This window comes from Pseudomonas sp. IT-P218, assembly GCF_949767605.1.
GTDB classification, from domain to species: domain Bacteria; phylum Pseudomonadota; class Gammaproteobacteria; order Pseudomonadales; family Pseudomonadaceae; genus Aquipseudomonas; species Aquipseudomonas putida_AE.
Genome location: NZ_CATKQQ010000011.1, coordinates 731506 through 746228, shown reverse-complemented (window position 1 = coordinate 746228; position 14723 = coordinate 731506). Strand labels below are relative to the sequence as shown.

The 14723-nt window shown below is 62.1% G+C and carries 11 protein-coding genes; 3 read left to right on the top strand and 8 right to left on the bottom strand.

All coding sequences use genetic code 11. The annotated features are described in order from the left end of the window. From emhB to ACM6I6_RS10165, 3 genes are all read left to right on the top strand, one after another. The gene (gene emhB, locus ACM6I6_RS10175) at positions 1-3165 is read left to right on the top strand and encodes an efflux RND transporter permease subunit EmhB (RefSeq protein ID WP_274073444.1); all 3165 of its coding nucleotides are present in this window, start codon (positions 1-3) and stop codon (positions 3163-3165) included. Further along, entirely contained in the window at positions 3162-4622 is a 1461-nt protein-coding gene (gene emhC / locus ACM6I6_RS10170) for an efflux RND transporter outer membrane subunit EmhC (RefSeq protein ID WP_274073443.1), read from the top strand. Before emhB ends, emhC begins: the two co-directional genes overlap by 4 nt. Positions 4623-5040: 418 nt before the next feature. Further along, positions 5041-6297, top strand: a complete 1257-nt coding sequence (locus ACM6I6_RS10165) for an OprD family porin (protein WP_323608806.1) — start codon at positions 5041-5043, stop codon at positions 6295-6297. Positions 6298-6434: 137 nt separating this feature from the next. Here ACM6I6_RS10165 and pcaC read toward each other — a convergent pair whose 3' ends face one another. From pcaC to ACM6I6_RS10125, 8 genes are all read right to left on the bottom strand, one after another. Further along, the gene (gene pcaC / locus ACM6I6_RS10160) at positions 6435-6827 is read right to left on the bottom strand and encodes a 4-carboxymuconolactone decarboxylase (RefSeq protein ID WP_323608805.1); all 393 of its coding nucleotides are present in this window, start codon (positions 6825-6827) and stop codon (positions 6435-6437) included. 11 nt (positions 6828-6838) lie between these two features. After that, positions 6839-7630 (bottom strand): 3-oxoadipate enol-lactonase, encoded by a 792-nt coding sequence (pcaD, locus tag ACM6I6_RS10155; RefSeq protein WP_414919837.1) that lies wholly within the window; start codon positions 7628-7630, stop codon positions 6839-6841. 11 nt (positions 7631-7641) lie between these two features. After that, positions 7642-9006 (bottom strand): 3-carboxy-cis,cis-muconate cycloisomerase, encoded by a 1365-nt coding sequence (locus ACM6I6_RS10150; RefSeq protein ID WP_414919836.1) that lies wholly within the window; start codon positions 9004-9006, stop codon positions 7642-7644. A gap of 45 nt (positions 9007-9051) precedes the next feature. After that, on the bottom strand, positions 9052-10356 hold the full coding sequence (locus ACM6I6_RS10145) for an MFS family transporter (protein WP_323608801.1): 1305 nt from the start codon (positions 10354-10356) through the stop codon (positions 9052-9054). Between the two features lie 194 nt (positions 10357-10550). Continuing rightward, positions 10551-11117 carry a protocatechuate 3,4-dioxygenase subunit alpha gene (pcaG, locus tag ACM6I6_RS10140; RefSeq protein ID WP_323608799.1) on the bottom strand — a complete coding sequence of 189 codons (567 nt, stop codon included), beginning with the start codon at positions 11115-11117 and terminating at the stop codon, positions 10551-10553. A 1-nt stretch (position 11118) separates the two neighbouring features. After that, entirely contained in the window at positions 11119-11823 is a 705-nt protein-coding gene (gene pcaH / locus ACM6I6_RS10135) for a protocatechuate 3,4-dioxygenase subunit beta (RefSeq protein ID WP_274073436.1), read from the bottom strand. 37 nt (positions 11824-11860) lie between these two features. Next, positions 11861-13066 (bottom strand): 3-oxoadipyl-CoA thiolase, encoded by a 1206-nt coding sequence (gene pcaF, locus ACM6I6_RS10130; protein WP_406592763.1) that lies wholly within the window; start codon positions 13064-13066, stop codon positions 11861-11863. Positions 13067-13294: 228 nt separating this feature from the next. After that, positions 13295-14641: an MFS transporter gene (locus ACM6I6_RS10125; RefSeq protein WP_274073434.1), complete on the bottom strand. Its 1347-nt coding sequence runs from the start codon at positions 14639-14641 to the stop codon at positions 13295-13297. Between the last annotated feature and the right edge of the window lie 82 nt (positions 14642-14723).

The window sequence follows — 14723 nt, the reverse complement described above, 5'->3', positions numbered from 1 at the left end:
ATGTCCAGATTTTTCATCGACCGTCCGATTTTCGCCTGGGTAATAGCCCTGGTGATCATGCTGGTCGGGGCACTGTCGATCCTCAAGCTGCCGATCAACCAGTACCCGAGCATTGCACCGCCGGCCATCGCCATTTCCGTGACCTACCCGGGCGCTTCCGCGCAAACCGTGCAGGACACCGTGGTCCAGGTGATCGAGCAACAGCTCAACGGTATCGACAACCTGCGTTATGTGTCTTCGGAAAGTAACTCCGACGGCACCATGACCATTACCGCGACCTTCGAGCAAGGCACCAACTCCGATACCGCGCAGGTCCAGGTCCAGAACAAGCTGAACCTGGCCACCCCGCTGTTGCCGCAGGAAGTGCAGCAACAAGGTATCCGCGTGACCAAGGCAGTGAAGAACTTCCTGCTGGTAATCGGCGTGGTGTCCCGTGACGGCAGCATGACCAAGGACGACCTGTCCAACTACATCGTGTCGAACATGCAGGACCCGATCTCGCGGACCGCCGGCGTCGGCGACTTCCAGGTGTTCGGTTCGCAGTACGCCATGCGTATCTGGCTCGACCCGGCCAAGTTGAACAACTTCAATCTGACCCCGGTTGACGTCAAGACCGCCATCGCCGCGCAGAACGTCCAGGTGTCCTCCGGCCAGCTCGGCGGCCTGCCCGCCCTGCCCGGCACCCAGCTGAACGCGACGATCATCGGCAAGACGCGCCTGCAGACCGCCGAGCAATTCAACAAGATCCTGCTCAAGGTCAACAAGGACGGTTCCCAGGTTCGCCTGAAAGATGTCGCCGAAGTCGGCCTGGGTGGCGAGAACTACAGCATCAACGCCCAGTTCAACGGCGCCCCGGCGTCCGGTCTGGCCGTGAAGCTGGCCACCGGTGCCAACGCCCTGGATACCGCCAAGGCCCTGCGCACGACCATCGACAGCCTCAAGCCGTTCTTCCCTGAAGGGATGGAAGTGGTGTTCCCGTACGACACCACGCCGGTGGTGACCGAATCGATCAAGGGCGTGGTACACACCCTGGTCGAAGCGGTTGCGCTGGTGTTCCTGGTGATGTTCCTGTTCCTGCAGAACTTCCGTGCCACCATCATCACCACGATGACGGTTCCGGTGGTATTGCTCGGGACATTCGGCATCCTCGCGGCGGCCGGTTTCAGCATCAACACCCTGACCATGTTCGGCATGGTGCTGGCCATCGGCTTGCTGGTGGACGACGCCATCGTCGTGGTGGAAAACGTCGAACGGGTGATGAGCGAAGAAGGCCTGTCGCCCAAGGAAGCGACCAAGAAGTCCATGGGGCAGATCCAGGGAGCATTGGTCGGTATCGCCCTGGTGCTGTCGGCGGTATTGCTGCCGATGGCGTTCTTCAGCGGTTCCACCGGTGTGATCTACAAGCAGTTCTCGATCACCATCGTCTCGGCCATGGCCCTGTCGGTACTGGTTGCCCTGATCTTCACCCCGGCGCTCTGCGCCACCATGCTCAAGCCGATTTCGAAAGGCGAGCATCACACCCCGAAACGCGGCTTCTTCGGCTGGTTCAACCGCAACTTCGACCGTGGTGTCAGTAGCTACGAGCGTGGCGTGGGCAACATGCTCACGCACAAGGCGCCATACCTGCTGGCCTACCTGATCATCGTCGTCGGCATGATCTGGCTGTTCACCCGCATTCCAACGGCGTTCCTGCCGGAAGAGGACCAGGGCGTACTGTTCGCCCAGGTACAGACCCCAGCCGGTTCGACCGCCCAGCGCACCCAGGTGGTCGTGGACGAAATGCGTGAATTCCTGCTGCGTCCGGGCAAGGATGGCGGTGAAGGCGATGCGGTTAACTCGGTGTTTACCGTGACCGGCTTCAACTTCGCCGGCCGCGGCCAGAGCTCGGGCATGGCGTTCATCATGCTGCGCCCATGGGAAGATCGAAACGCTGACAACAGCGTGTTCAAGGTCGCGGCCCGTGCCCAACAGCACTTCTTCACCTTCCGTGACGCCATGGTGTTTGCCTTCGCCCCGCCTGCGGTACTGGAATTGGGTAACGCCACCGGTTTCGACGTGTTTCTGCAGGACCGCGCCGGTATCGGTCACGACAAGTTGATGGAAGCCCGTAACCAGTTCCTCGGCATGGCGGCGCAAAGCAAGATCCTGACCCAGGTGCGTCCTAACGGCCTGAACGACGAACCGCAATTCCAACTGGAAATCGACGACGAGAAGGCCAGTGCCCTGGGCATTACCATCGCCGACATCAACAACACCCTGTCGATCGCCCTGGGCAGTAGCTACGTCAACGACTTCATCGACCGTGGTCGGGTGAAGAAGGTTTACGTGCAAGGCCAGCCGGGTTCACGCATGAGCCCTGAAGACCTGAACAAGTGGTACGTGCGCAACAGCGTCGGCACCATGGTTCCGTTCTCGGCGTTCGCCAAGGGCGAGTGGATCTACGGCTCGCCGAAACTGGCCCGCTACAACGGCGTAGAAGCGATGGAAATCCTCGGCGCCCCGGCTCCGGGTTATTCCACCGGTGAAGCCATGGCCGAAGTCGAAGCCCTTGCCGCCAAACTGCCGAAGGGTGTTGGTATTTCCTGGACCGGGCTGTCCTACGAGGAACGGCTGTCCGGCTCGCAAGCGCCGGCGCTGTACGCCCTGTCGTTGCTGATGGTGTTCCTGTGCCTGGCGGCGCTGTATGAGAGCTGGTCGATTCCGATCGCGGTGATGCTGGTCGTTCCGCTGGGGATCATCGGTGCGCTGATGGCCACCAGCCTGCGTGGTTTGTCCAACGACGTGTACTTCCAGGTGGGCCTGTTGACGACCATCGGCCTGGCGGCGAAAAACGCCATCCTGATCGTCGAATTCGCCAAGGAACTGCACGAACAAGGGCGCAGCCTGCGTGAGGCGGCCATCGAAGCCTGCCGCATGCGTCTGCGACCGATCATCATGACCTCCCTCGCCTTCGTGCTCGGTGTGGTACCCCTGGCGATCTCCACGGGCGCAGGTTCCGGTAGCCAGCATGCCATCGGCACCGGCGTGATTGGCGGTATGATCACGGCAACCGTTCTGGCGATCTTCTGGGTCCCACTGTTCTTCGTCACCGTGTCGGCCATGGGTCAGCGTAAAAACGTCGACCAGGAAGACGCTACTGAAACTCCTAAAGAGGCTGGCCAATGAGCAAGTCGCTACTCTCCCTGGCAGTCGCCGCCTTCGTGCTAAGTGGCTGCTCGCTGATACCTGACTATCAGCGGCCGGACGCTCCGGTGGCAGGTCAATACCCGCAGGGCCCGGCATACTCGCCGGCCCAGGCACCGGCGCAGGCCGCTGCCGAGCAGGGCTGGAGGCAGTTTTTCCATGACCCGGCGCTGCAGCAGCTGATTCAGGTATCCCTGGAAAACAACCGCGACCTGCGTGTCGCGGCCCTGAACATCGATGCCTTTGCGGCTCAATACCGCATCTCGCGCGCCGATCTGTTCCCGGCCGTTTCGGCCAACGGTAGCGGCAGCCGTCAGCGCCTGCCGGCTGACGCTTCTCAGACCGGTGAAGCGGGCATCAGCAGTTCCTACTCGGCCACGGTCGGCATCAGTGCCTACGAGCTCGACATGTTCGGGCGGATCCGCAGCCTGAACGAAGAAGCGCTGCAGCAGTACTTCGCCACCGAAGAAGGCCGCCGCAGCACCCAGATCAGCCTGGTGGCCAGTGTGGCCAACGCCTACCTGACCTGGCAGGCCGACAAGGAACTGCTCAAGCTGACCCAGGACACCCTGGCGGCGTTCGAGGAGAGCTACAAGCTCACCGCCCGCAGCAACGAAGTGGGGGTCGCTTCGGCACTGGACCTGGCGCAGTCGCGCACCTCGGTGGAAAACGCCCGGGCGCAACTGGCCAAGTACACCCGTCAGGTCGCCCAGGATGAAAACAGCCTGGTGCTGCTGCTCGGCACCGGCATCCCGGCCAACCTGCAGGCGGCCAAACCACTGGCGGACGATCTGTTGGCCGAAGTACCGCCTGGCCTGCCGTCGGACCTGCTGCAGCGTCGTCCGGACATCCTGCAGGCCGAGTACAACCTCAAGGCCGCCAACGCCAACATTGGCGCGGCGCGGGCGGCGTTCTTCCCGAGCATCAGCCTGACGGCCAACGCCGGCACCCTGAGCCCGGACCTGTCCGGCCTGTTCAAGGGTGGCTCGGGCACCTGGCTGTTCCAGCCGCAGATCAACCTGCCGATCTTCAACGCCGGCAGCCTGCGCGCCAGCCTGGATTACTCGAAAATCCAGAAAGACATTGGCGTGGCGAACTACGAGAAGTCCATCCAGACGGCCTTCCAGGAAGTCGCCGATGGCCTGGCCGCGCGCCAGACCTACGTGCAGCAGTTGCAGGCACAGCAGGACTTCGTCAATGCCAACCAGGACTACTACCGTCTTGCCGAGCGTCGTTACCGCATCGGTGTCGACAGCAACCTGACCTTCCTCGATGCCCAGCGTCAGCTGTTCAGTGCCCAACAGGCACTGATCACCGACCGCCTGGCGCAGTTGGTCAGCCAGGTCAACCTGTACAAGGCCCTGGGTGGTGGCTGGAACGAACAGACGGCGAAGAACGAGCCGTTGAAGGAAGAAGCGCCGAAGTTGAAGTTGTTCTGATGGTGCTGTGAAAAAACATGAAGCCCACCTTTTGGTGGGCTTTTTGTTGGGGGTTTGTATGTCATGGCCCCATCGCCAGCAGGCTGGCTCCCACATTCGACCGCTTTCCTTCGGCGAAACTCGGTTCCCTGTAGGAGCTGGCTTGCCAGCGATGAGGCCCGCAAGAACAACACAAATCTCACCGCCAATCTTACGTTCGATAATCGCCCAAAACCTGCTTTCACAGATTGAACCACCTAGTACATTCACATCACCATTCGATCCACAAAACCAATAACAACAGGTTCGATACGATGCCCCCGCGCCCTACCCTCTCCGGCTGATCCGCCCCGCTTGTCCCGATCTCGCATGCACGTCTGCAACCCCAGGTTGCGGCATCACCCTGTTTCATCCCCAAGAATTAGAGAGACCCGAGCCCATGCCTTCTCCCGCGCATTACTTCGTTCCCAGCCTGATCGCCGTCGCCCTGGCGAGCGCAGCCCTGCCCGCCCAGGCCGAAGAGTCGGGGTTTGTCGAAGGAGCCAAGGTCAACCTGAACCTGCGCAACTTCTACATCAACCGCAACTTCACCAACCCGACCAAGACCCAGGGCAAGGCCGAAGAGTGGACACAAAGCTTCATTCTTGACGCCAAGTCCGGGTATACCCAGGGCATCGTCGGCTTCGGCATGGATGTGCTGGGCCTGTACTCGGTGAAACTCGATGGCGGCAAAGGCACCGGTGGCACGCAGTTGCTGCCGCTGGACAGTGACGGCCGCCCGGCCGACAACTTCGGGCGCACCAACGTGGCGTTCAAGGCCAAGCTGTCGCAGACCGAAGCGAAGGTGGGCGAATGGATGCCGGTGCTGCCGATCCTGCGTTCGGACGACGGCCGCTCGCTGCCGCAGACCTTCCGTGGCGGTCAGATCACCTCGAAGGAATTCGACGGCCTGACGCTGTACGGCGGCCAGTTCCGCCAGAACAGCCCGCGCGACGACAGCAGCATGAGCGACATGTCGATGACCGGCAAAGCCGCATTCACCTCCGACCGCTTCAACTTCCAGGGCGGCGAGTACCTGTTCAACGACAAACGCACCCAGATCGCTGTGTGGAACGCCGAACTCAAGGACATCTACAGCCAGCAATTCATCAACCTGACCCACAGCCAACCGCTCGGCGCCTGGACCCTGGGTGCCAATCTCGGCTTCTTCTACGGCAAGGATGACGGCAGCGCCCGGGCCGGCGAGTTGGACAACAAGACGATGTACGGGCTGCTATCGGCCAAGTACGGTGGCAACACCTTTTACGTCGGCCTGCAGAAACTCACCGGCGACAGCCCGTGGATGCGCGTCAACGGCACCAGCGGCGGAACCCTGGCCAACGACAGCTACAACTCCAGCTACGACAACGCCCGGGAAAAATCCTGGCAGGTGCGCCACGACTACAACTTCGTCGCCCTTGGCGTGCCGGGGTTGACCCTGATGAACCGCTACATCAGCGGCGACAACGTGCACACGGGGACGATCACCGATGGCAAGGAATGGGGGCGTGAAAGTGAACTGGGCTACACCGTGCAAAGCGGTGCGCTGAAAGACCTGAACGTGAAATGGCGCAACTCGACCATGCGTCGCGACTACAGCAACAATGAGTTCGATGAAAACCGCGTGATCGTCAGCTATCCGATCAGCCTGTTGTAAACACAAAACAAATGTGGGAGCGGGCTTGCTCGCGAAAGCGGACGGTCAGCCAGCAATGATGTCGACTGAAACACCGCATTCGCGAGCAAGCCCGCTCCCACACTAGATCTTCGGTATCTTCAAGACCTGCGACACATTTAATCCCGCGATTCAGTCCCCAACTCATCCCACACCGACTCGGCCAGGTGGAACGTCGCGTTGGCGGCGGGAATGCCGCAGTAGATCGCGCTCTGCATGATCACTTCCTTGATCTCGCCACGGCTCACGCCGTTGTTGGCGGCGGCGCGCAGGTGCAGTTTGAGTTCACCCTCGCGGTTCATGCCGATCAGCATGGCGATGGTGATCAGGCTGCGGGTGTGACGCGGCAGGCCCGGACGGGTCCAGATGTCACCCCAGGCGTGGCGGGTGATCATTTCCTGGAACTCCGAGTTGAACTCGGTCAGGGTGGTCAGGCTGCGGTCGACATGGGCGTCGCCCAGTACCGCGCGACGGACATTCATGCCCTCGTCGTAACGTTGCTTCTCGTCCACAACAATCCCCTTCAATGAGCCAACAAGAACGCCAGTACCCGCTCGCTGAACGCAGCGCCGGCCTGGACGTTGGACAAGTGCGCGGCGTAGAACTCGGCGTACTCGGCGCCCTGCACGTGCTCCTGGATGAAGTGTCCACCGGAGGGCGGCGTCACTGCATCTTCAGTCCCGGCAACCACCAACAGCGGTGCCTTGATCGAAGACAATTGATCGCGGAAGTCGGCATCACGCACCGCTGCGCAGTTGGCCGCGTAACCTTCAGGCGAAGTGGCCGCCAGCATGTCGGTGATCTGCTTGGCCGCGGCCGGGTTGGCCGCTGAGAAGTCCGGGGTGAACCAGCGCGCAATCGACGCATCGCGCAGGGCGACCATCGCCGCCTGGCCATCGCGCAGCACGGTTTCGATGCGTGGGTTCCACACCGACGGATCGCCGATTTTCGCCGCGGTGTTACACACCACCAGCTTGTTCAGGCGTTCGCCGGCATTGATGCCCAGCCACTGGCCGATCAGCCCGCCCATGGACAGTCCACAGAAATGCGCGCGCTCGATGTGCAGCGCATCCAGCAGCGCCAGTACGTCGCGGCCCAGTTGCTCGATGCTGTACGGTCCCGGCGTCACCAAGGACTTGCCATGGCCGCGGGTGTCGAAACGCAGCACGCGAAAATGCTCGCTGAACGCGGCAATTTGCGCGTCCCACATGTGCAGGTCAGTACCCAGCGAGTTGGACAGCACCAGCACCGGCGCATCGACCGGTCCGTCGAGTTTGTAATGCAGTTCGCCATCGGCGAGTTGAACGAAAGCCACAGCAGTCTCCTTCAGGCAGTCAACGCAGAATGTTCAGCCACCGCTCGCTCGACCCAGGTACGGGCCTGACCGAGGTAGTGGGCGGGGTCCAGCAGATGATCGAGTTCAGCCGCCGACAACTCGGCGGTCACTTGCGGTTCGTCGCCGAGTACCGCGCGCAGATGACGTTGCTCGGCCACGGCACGTTTGCAGCATTGCTCCAACAGGTGATGCGCAGTGTCGCGGCCGACCCGTTGCGCAAGGACGATGCTCACCGCTTCGGCGAGTACCAGGCCCTGGGTCAGGTCTAGGTTGCGCGCCATGCGGGCGGCGTCCACTTCCAGCCCGCCGGTCACCAGCAGCGCCTGCTTGAGGCTGCCGGACACCAGGCAGCAAATCTCCGGCAGGGTTTCCCACTCGGCGTGCCACAGCCCCAGGCTGCGCTCGTGCTCCTGGGGCATCGCGCTGAACAAGGTCGACAGCAGGCCTGGTACGCGCGTCGCCGCGCCAATCAGCACCGCCGCGCCGACGGGATTGCGTTTGTGCGGCATGGTCGAGGACCCGCCCTTGCCCGGCGCCGAAGGCTCGAACACCTCGGCGGCTTCGGTCTGCATCAACAGACTGATGTCGCGACCGAGTTTACCCAGGCTGCCGGCGATCAGTCCGAGTACCGAGCCAAACTCCACCAGGCGATCGCGCTGGGTGTGCCAGGGCTGGTCGGGCAGCGTCAGTTGCAGCTCTTCGGCCAACGCCTGGGCAATCGGCATCGCCTGCTCGCCGAGGGCCGCGAGGGTCCCGGAAGCGCCGCCGAATTGCAGCACCAGCAGACGTGGCTTGAGTTCCAGCAGACGCTGACGACTGCGGGTCACCGCCCCCAGCCAACCGGCGATTTTCATGCCCAGGGTCACCGGCGTCGCGTGCTGCAACCAGGTGCGCCCGGCTAGTGGCGTGGCCACATGACGTTGGGCCTGGGTAGCGAGAGTCTGGCCCAGTTGCGCCAGATCGCTGTCGATCAATTCCAGCGCCCGGCGCAATTGCAGCACCAGGCCGCTGTCCATCACATCCTGACTGGTGGCGCCCAGATGCACGTAGCGCTCGGCCTCGGCATCGCTCGCCGCGATCTGCTTGCCCAGCGCCTTGACCAACGGAATCGCAGAATTACCCGCCGTGGCAATCGCCTCGCCCAGGGCCGCAAAATCGTAATGCCCGGCCTGGCAGGCCGCTTCGATCGGCGCCACCGCCGTGTGCGGAATCAGGCCAACCCGCGCTTCGGCACGGGCCAGGGCCGCTTCGAAATCGAGCATGGCCTGGACCCGGCCCTGATCGCAGAACACTTCACGCATGTCGCGGGCAGTGAAATAGGCATCGAACAATTGATTGCCCGGTCGCTCGTTCATAAACAATCCCTGCAGGCGCGGGCCGCTCGGGCCCGCGGGTATGGATCAAAGGTCGTGATGCAGATACTTGGCTTGCTTGGGCAGGCGCAGGCTGAACAGGAACGCGATTGCCATCATCACCGTCACGTACCAGTAGAAGGAGTTTTCCATCCCGACCGCTTTAAGGCTCAAGGCAACATACTCCGCCGAACCGCCGAAGATCGCATTCGCCACCGCGTACGCCAGGCCGACGCCCAGTGCGCGCACTTCGGGCGGGAACATTTCGGCTTTTACCAGGCCGCTGATCGAGGTGTAGAAACTGACGATTGCCAGTGCCACGGTAATCAGCACAAAGGCCAGGAACGGACTGCTGACGCTTTTCAGGCTCAGCAGGATCGGCACGGTGCACAAAGTACCCAAGGCGCCGAACCACAGCATCGAGTTACGTCGGCCGATCTTGTCGGCGAGCATGCCGAAGAACGGCTGCATGCACATATAAAGGAACAGTGCGCCGGTCATGATGTAACTGGCGGTCTTGGCGTGCATGCCGGCGGTGTTCACCAGGTATTTCTGCATGTACGTGGTGAAGGTGTAGAAAATCAGCGAGCCACCGGCGGTGTAGCCGAGCACCGTGATGAACGCGGCTTTATGGTCGCGGAACAGCGCGCGGATGCTGCCGGCGTCCTTGTTTTCGCGCATTTCCTTGCTGGTGGTTTCTTTCAGCGAACGGCGCAGATAAAGCGAAACCAGCGCCGCCATCGCACCGACCACGAACGGAATCCGCCAGCCGTAGGCGCGCAATTCGTCCTCACTGAGGAACTGCTGCAGGACCACCACCAGCGACACCGCCAGCAACTGCCCGCCGATCAGCGTGACGTACTGGAACGAGGCGAAAAAACCGCGCTGGCCCTTGAGGGCGACTTCGCTCATGTAGGTGGCGGTGGTGCCATATTCGCCACCCACCGACAGGCCCTGGAGCAAGCGCGCGAACAACAGCATGATCGGCGCCCAGACGCCGATGTCCTTGTAGGTCGGCAGGCAGGCGATGAGCAACGATCCGAAGCACATCATCAGAATCGATATCAGCATCGAATTCTTGCGGCCGTGTTTGTCCGCGACACGGCCGAAGATCCAGCCGCCAATCGGGCGCATCAGGAACCCGGCGGCAAATACGCCCGCGGTGTTGACCAACTGCACGGTGGGGTTGTCGGAGGGGAAAAAGGCAGGCGCGAAGTAGATCGCACAGAAGGCATAGACGTAGAAGTCGAACCATTCGACGAGGTTGCCGGACGAAGCGCCGACAATGGCGAAGATCCGCTTGTTGCGTTCTTCGCCGGTGTACAGAGGTTCTGTAGCGGTGATCGATGTCATTGTTTTTTACTCAATGGGGACTGTGAGAGTCTAGACATACTTTGCAACAGTCCCGTTCCACAAATGCATCAACCCCCTGTAGGAGCTGGCTTGCCAGCGATGGACGCAAGAGCGACACGGTAAACCAATGGATACGCGTCATCGTTAACGACCATCGCTGGCAAGCCAGCTCCTACAGGGGATGCGGTGTTCACTTAATAATCGAAGAACACCGTCTCGGCGTCGGTGCCCTGCAGAACAACGTTCCACTGGTACACACCCGACGCATCCTGCTTCGCCAGCAAGGTGCCGCGACGTTCTGCCGGCACGCATTCGAGCAACGGATCGGCGACGTTAGCCGGCTCGCCATCGAAGTAGATCCGCGTCAGCAAGTGCTTCACCAGGCCACGGGCAAACACCAGCACCACCAGATGCGGTGCCTGGGTCGTGCCCTTGAGGCCTTCGACCGTACCCGGCTTGATGGTGGTGAACCGGAAACGCCCTTCGGCATCCACCGGCACCCGGCCAAAGCCCTCGAAGTTCGGGTCCAGGGGTTTGTCCTGGTCGTCTTCGGGGTGGTCGTATTTGCCGGCGGCGTTGGCCTGCCAGACTTCCAGCATCGCGTCGTTGACGACATCGCCGTTGCCATCGACCACCTGCCCGGTGATCGCCACGCGCTCGCCCAGGGTTTGCTCGACGGTCAGGTCTTCGCGGTTCAGCCAGGTCAGTCCGATGTGGTAGTACGGCCCGACGGTGTGGGACGTGGTCGCATTCAGCGTCATCTTATTTCTCCATCGGCGTGGCGTCGCGGCCGCGCAAGACGATGTCCCAGCGATAACCGAGGGCATAGGAAGGGATGGTTTTTTCCAGATCGAACGAGGCGATCAAACGCTCTTTGGCGCGGGTATCGGGCACGCAGTTGTAGATCGGGTCGTACGCCAGCAGCGGGTCGCCCGGGAAATACATCTGGGTGACCAGGCGCGTCAGGATGCTCGGTCCGAACAGCGAGAAATGGATGTGCGCCGGGCGCCAGGCGTTGTGGTGGTTACCCCACGGATACGCGCCGGGCTTGATGGTCTGGAACTGGTACCAGCCATCGGCGTCGGTCACGGTGCGGCCGGTGCCGGTGAAGTTCGGGTCCAACGGCGCGTCGTGCAGGTCACGGGCATGGTTGTAGCGACCGGCGGCGTTGGCCTGCCAGATCTCCACCAGGATCCCCGGCACCGGCAGGCCGTTCTCATCCAGCACACGGCCGTGAATGATGATGCGTTCGCCCTGTGGTTCGCCTTCATGCTGGGCGGTCAGGTCGTTATCCTTCTCATTGACGCGCTCGGCACCAATGGTCGGACCGGTGATTTCCGACAACGAATGCGGCAAAAACACCAATGGCTTGGACGGCGAGCGCAGGTTGGTGGATTGGTAGGTCGGATGCAGGTACTCAGGCTGAGTGCCTTCCTGCGGGCGACGGTAACCAGGCTTGTCAGTCATGAAGCTTTCCTCGATTTCTTGTTAGTGGCAGAGCGCGTCAGACGCGCTCGATCGCCAGGGCCAGACCCTGGCCGACACCGACGCACATGGTCGCCAGGCCTTTCTTGCCACCGGTTTTTTCCAGCTGATGCAATGCGGTCAGTACCAGGCGCGCACCGCTCATGCCCAGCGGATGGCCCAAGGCAATGGCACCACCATTGGGGTTGACCTGGGCCGCGTCGTCGGCGATTCCCAGTTCACGCAGTACCGCCAGGCCCTGGCTGGCGAAGGCTTCGTTGAGTTCGATCACGTCGAAATCGCTGACGGCCACACCCAGGCGTTCAATCAGTTTACGCACGGCGGGCACCGGGCCGATGCCCATCACCCGTGGCGCAACACCGGCGCTGGCCATGCCCAGCACTTTGGCGCGGGCGGTCAGGCCGTGTTTTTTCACCGCTTCGGCCGAAGCCAGGATCAAGGCGGCGGCACCGTCGTTGACGCCCGAAGCGTTGCCGGCGGTGACGGTTTTGTCCGGCCCGTTGACCGGCTTGAGTTTGGTCAGGGCTTCGAGGGTGGTGTCGGCGCGCGGATGTTCGTCCTGGCTGACCACGGTTTCACCCTTCTTGTGGGCAATGCGCACTTCGACGATTTCTTCGGCGAAGAAGCCCGCGGCTTGCGCGGCGGCGGTGCGTTGCTGGCTGCGCAAGGCGAACGCGTCCTGATCGGCGCGGGACACCTGGTAATCGTCGGCGACGTTGTCGGCGGTTTGCGGCATCGCATCCACACCGTACTGGGCTTTCATCAACGGGTTGATGAAGCGCCAGCCGATGGTGGTGTCTTCCAGCTTCATGTTGCGCGAGAACGCGGCATCAGCCTTGCCCATCACGAATGGCGCGCGGGACATCGACTCGACGCCACCGGCAATCGCCAGCTCCATTTCGCCACTGGCGATGGCGCGGAACGCGGTGCCGATGGCGTCCATGCCCGAAGCGCACAGGCGATTGAGGGTCACGCCCGGAATGGTTTCCGGCAGCCCCGCCAGCAGCAGCGCCATACGCGCCACGTTGCGGTTGTCCTCACCGGCCTGGTTGGCGCAGCCGAGGAACACTTCGTCCACCGCCGTCCAGTCCACCGAAGGGTTGCGCTCCATCAGCGCCTTGATCGGCACCGCGGCCAGGTCGTCGGCGCGAACTGCCGACAGGCCGCCGCCGAAACGGCCGATGGGGGTGCGAATCGCGTCGCAGATATAAACTTCACGCATCATGCTTCTCCGGGCTTCGAGATCACGCAGAGCGAGCTCCCGTTTGTTATTTCGACGTAGTAAAAAAGGCGCCGATGCGCAGCGCCGCAATGGTTAAAGATTAAGCCCATGGCACAGGCCAAACAATTCGATAATCGACTGAGCGTTCGTTTATCGAACACATTGTTGTCTGGCTATCGTTTTGTCGCCTGCAAAAGATCGCAGCCTGCGGCAGCTCCTACAAAGGCATGATCAGGTGGCATCTGCATGACTGACCAACCCCTTGATCAGCACCGCCGCCGTTGCCAATGCCGCCGGAATCACCAATGCCGTCAGCACCTGCTCGAAATTCCAGCCCAGCCCCAGCAGCGTCGCGCCCATCCATGCACCGAGGATCGCGCCGAAGCGGCCAATCCCGAGCATCCACGAAACCCCGGTGGCTCGCCCTTGAGTCGGATAAAACCGCGCGGCCAGCGACGGCATTGCCGATTGCGCGCCGTTGACACACATACCGGCCACCAGCACCAGGGTCGCCAGGATTGTGATGTTGCCCAGGCTCTGCCCTACCGCGTAGGCAAATACCCCGGCCAGCAGGTAGAAAATGCCGATGACCTTGTGCGGATTGAAGCGGTCCATCGCCCAGCCTACGCCCACCGCGCTCAACACCCCGCCGAACTGGAACAACGCGCCGATGAACGCGGCCTGCTCCATGCTCGCGCCACTGTCACGCATCAGGGTCGGCAGCCAACTGGTCAGCAGGTAGACGATCACCAGACCCATGAAGTAGGTCAGCCACAACAGCAAGGTGCCGACGCTGTAGGTGCCGGAGAAGATCACCGCAAACACGTTGCGCGCCTTCACGGTTTTCTGCTCCGGCACGCTGAAGCTCGAGGCCTGGCCCACCACCGTCGGGTCGATGGGTGCCAGGGTCTTGCGTACCTTGTCGGTGCCGCGATTACGCACCACGAGGAAACGCGCCGACTCCGGCAGCCAGACCAGCAATACGACAGCGAGGATCAACGGCAGGATCCCGCCGATCAGCAGCAGACTGTGCCAGCCGAAGGCCGGAATCAGCTTCGCCGAAATGAATCCACCGCCGGCCATGCCCAGGTTGAAGCCGCAGAACATGCTGGTCACCAGCAGGGACTTCTTGCGCTCCGGGGTGTATTCCGACAGCAGCGTGGTTGCGTTCGGCATGCCCGCGCCCAAGCCGAGACCGGTCAGGAAACGCAACACCAGCAACTGGTCGACGTTGGTACTGTAGGCCGAAGCCAGGCTGAAGGCACCGAACAGCAGCACCGCCCCGACCAGAACGACCTTGCGCCCAAAGCGGTCAGCCAGCGGACCGGAACCCAGTGCGCCGAAGACCATGCCGATCAGCGCCGCACTCATCACCGGGCCGAGGCTGGCCCGGTCGATGCCCCAATCCTGGGACAGCGCGGGCGCGATGAAGCCCATGGCCGCGGTATCGAGGCCATCGAGGAAGACAATCAGGAAACACAGGATCACCACGCGCCACTGATAGCGCGAAATGGGTTGGGCATTGATGAAGGACTGCACGTCGAGGCAGTTACCTACAGCAGACTGGGGCTGGTTCATTATTTTTTTCCACGCAAAACGCAGTCGAACAGGTGCCAGCCTTTAACAGGGCTGTCACGGTAAAGGGGGGGTCAGGATCAGG

Bases quoted from the DNA above. Each gene is read 5' to 3' on its own strand.
- ACM6I6_RS10145 (WP_323608801.1), bottom strand. From the start codon at position 10,356: ATGACATCGATCACCGCTACAGAACCTCTGTACACCGGCGAAGAACGC.
- ACM6I6_RS10125 (WP_274073434.1), bottom strand. From the start codon at position 14,641: ATGAACCAGCCCCAGTCTGCTGTAGGTAACTGCCTCGACGTGCAGTCC.
- pcaH (WP_274073436.1), bottom strand. From the start codon at position 11,823: ATGACTGACAAGCCTGGTTACCGTCGCCCGCAGGAAGGCACTCAGCCT.
- ACM6I6_RS10165 (WP_323608806.1), top strand. From the start codon at position 5,041: ATGCCTTCTCCCGCGCATTACTTCGTTCCCAGCCTGATCGCCGTCGCC.
- pcaG (WP_323608799.1), bottom strand. From the start codon at position 11,117: ATGACGCTGAATGCGACCACGTCCCACACCGTCGGGCCGTACTACCAC.
- emhB (WP_274073444.1), top strand. From the start codon at position 1: ATGTCCAGATTTTTCATCGACCGTCCGATTTTCGCCTGGGTAATAGCC.
- emhC (WP_274073443.1), top strand. From the start codon at position 3,162: ATGAGCAAGTCGCTACTCTCCCTGGCAGTCGCCGCCTTCGTGCTAAGT.
- ACM6I6_RS10150 (WP_414919836.1), bottom strand. From the start codon at position 9,006: ATGAACGAGCGACCGGGCAATCAATTGTTCGATGCCTATTTCACTGCC.
- pcaF (WP_406592763.1), bottom strand. From the start codon at position 13,066: ATGATGCGTGAAGTTTATATCTGCGACGCGATTCGCACCCCCATCGGC.